The organism is Thermoactinomyces intermedius, assembly GCF_013912365.1.
Lineage (GTDB): Bacteria > Bacillota > Bacilli > Thermoactinomycetales > Thermoactinomycetaceae > Thermoactinomyces > Thermoactinomyces intermedius.
The window spans coordinates 1-3,026 of the sequence record NZ_JACETT010000023.1 but is presented as its reverse complement, the minus strand read 5'-3'; the positions used below and the strand labels follow the sequence as shown (position 1 = coordinate 3,026).

General features: G+C 56.4%; 1 rRNA gene. It reads right to left on the bottom strand.

The features are described 5' to 3' along the window. Positions 1-19: 19 nt before the first annotated feature. Positions 20-2,955 (bottom strand): 23S ribosomal RNA (locus tag H1R82_RS05940). Positions 2,956-3,026: the final 71 nt, after the last annotated feature.

Sequence of the window (3,026 nt, the reverse complement as noted above, 5' to 3'; positions counted from 1 at the left end):
GTGCAACCGTGAGAAGTAGTAGGGAAAGCCCTCGACCGATTCGTATCCGTCAGCTGAACACATTGCTGTGCTTACACCCCGGACCGATCTACCTTGTCATCTGCAAGGGGTCTTACTTCCACAAGGGAATGGGAAATCTCATCTTGAGGGGGGCTTCGCGCTTAGATGCTTTCAGCGCTTATCCCTTCCGCACTTGGCTACCCAGCGGTGCTCCTGGCGGAACAACTGGTACACCAGAGGTGCGTCCATCCCGGTCCTCTCGTACTAAGGACAGCTCCTCTCAAATTTCCTGCGCCCGCGACAGATAGGGACCGAACTGTCTCACGACGTTCTGAACCCAGCTCGCGTACCGCTTTAATGGGCGAACAGCCCAACCCTTGGGACCTACTTCAGCCCCAGGATGCGATGAGCCGACATCGAGGTGCCAAACCTCCCCGTCGATGTGGACTCTTGGGGGAGATAAGCCTGTTATCCCCGGGGTAGCTTTTATCCGTTGAGCGATGGCCCATCCACACGGAACCACCGGATCACTAAGTCCGACTTTCGTCCCTGCTCGACTTGTAGGTCTCGCAGTCAAGCTCCCTTCTGCCTTTGCACTCTGAGGGCGCGATTTCCAACCGCGCTGAGGGAACCTTGGAGCGCCTCCGTTACCTTTTAGGAGGCGACCGCCCCAGTCAAACTGCCCACCTGACACGGTCCTCCCGCCGGATGACGGCGGCGAGTTAGAACCCCGATACGGCCAGAGTGGTATCCCACCGGCGTCTCCACCGAAGCTGGCGCTCCGGCTTCGCAGACTCCCACCTATCCTGTACAAGCCGTACCCGGATTCAATATCAGGCTGCAGTAAAGCTCCACGGGGTCTTTCCGTCTTGTCGCGGGTAACCAGCATCTTCACTGGTAGTACAATTTCACCGGGTCTCTCGTTGAGACAGTGCCCAGATCGTTACGCCTTTCGTGCGGGTCGGAACTTACCCGACAAGGAATTTCGCTACCTTAGGACCGTTATAGTTACGGCCGCCGTTTACTGGGGCTTCGGTTCAGAGCTTCGCGCGAGCTAACTCTTCCCCTTAACCTTCCAGCACCGGGCAGGCGTCAGCCCCTATACTTCGCCTTGCGGCTTTGCAGAGACCTGTGTTTTTGCTAAACAGTCGCCTGGGCCTCTTCACTGCGGCCCCCTCGGGCCCGAAGACCCTAACGGGGCACCCCTTCTCCCGAAGTTACGGGGTCATTTTGCCGAGTTCCTTAACGAGAGTTCTCCCGAGCACCTTAGGATTCTCTCCTCGCCTACCTGTGTCGGTTTGCGGTACGGGCACCTTGTTCCTCCTTAGAGGCTTTTCTTGGCAGTGTGAGATCAAGAACTTCGGTACTGAAACTTCCCTCGCCATCACAGCCTGGCCTTAAAGAAGAGACGGATTTGCCTGTCTCTTCAGCCTCACTGCTTGGACGCGCACAACCAGTCGCGCGATTCTCTACCCTCCTGCGTCCCCCCGTCGTCAACGGAACAAGGTGGTACAGGAATCTCAACCTGTTGTCCATCGCCTACGCCTTTCGGCCTCGGCTTAGGTCCCGACTAACCCTGAGCGGACGAACCTTCCTCAGGAAACCTTAGGCTTTCGGTGGAAGGGATTCTCACCCTTCTTTTCGCTACTCATACCGGCATTCTCACTTCCAAACGCTCCACCACTTCTCACGAAGCAGCTTCGCTGCTGTTTGGAACGCTCCCCTACCATGTCCGAAGGACATCCGCAGCTTCGGTGAACCGTTTAGCCCCGTTACATTTTCGGCGCAGAGTCACTTGACCAGTGAGCTATTACGCACTCTTTGAATGATGGCTGCTTCTAAGCCAACATCCTGGTTGTCTGGGCAACTCCACATCCTTTGCCACTTAACGGTTACTTTGGGACCTTAGCTGGCGGTCTGGGCTGTTTCCCTCTCGACCACGGATCTTAGCACTCGTAGTCTGACTCCCGGAGGACGAGTCTGTGGCATTCGGAGTTTAACTGAGTTCGGTAACCCTGTGGGGGCCCCTAGCCCAATCAGTGCTCTACCTCCACGACTCCTCTCCGAGGCTAGCCCTAAAGCTATTTCGGGGAGAACCAGCTATCTCCGGGTTCGATTGGCATTTCACCCCTACCCACACCTCATCCTATGGTTTTTCAACACCAACAGGTTCGGGCCTCCATTCCGTGTTACCGGAACTTCACCCTGGACATGGGTAGATCACCCGGTTTCGGGTCGACGGCCACGTACTCATTCGCCCTGTTCAGACTCGCTTTCGCTGCGGCTCCGGCTTCTCACCTTAACCTCGCACGGGACCGTCACTCGCCGGTTCATTCTACAAAAGGCACGCCGTCATCCCTTTAAAAGGACTCCGACTGATTGTAAGCACACGGTTTCAGGTTCTCTTTCACTCCCCTCCCGGGGTGCTTTTCACCTTTCCCTCACGGTACTGGTTCACTATCGGTCGCCAGGGAGTATTTAGCCTTGGGAGGTGGTCCTCCCTGCTTCCCACGGGGTTTCACGTGTCCCGCGGTACTCAGGATCCGTCTCGGAGGGTGACCGATTTCGATTACAGGGCTGTTACCTTCTTTGGCGGGTCTTTCCAGAACCACTTCATCTATCCGTCACCTTTGTGACTCCGTGTGAGACGTCCTACAACCCCGGTTGGCAAAGCCAACCGGTTTGGGCTGTTCCCGTTTCGCTCGCCGCTACTCAGGGAATCGCGTTTGCTTTCTCTTCCTCAGGGTACTAAGATGTTTCAGTTCCCCTGGTGTGCCCCCGTCCATCCTATGGATTCAGATGGCGGTGCCAGCTCTTCAAGCTGGCGGGTTCCCCCATTCGGACATCCCCGGATCAACGCTCACTTACAGCTCCCCGAGGCATATCGGTGTTCGTCCCGTCCTTCATCGGCTCCTGGCGCCAAGGCATCCACCGTGTGCCCTTAGTAGCTTACCCTACTGGCTCTCTTGGAGATTACTTCTCCCGGTGATTGCAACTTGACAAGTGACGTGTGAAGATTCTCGTCA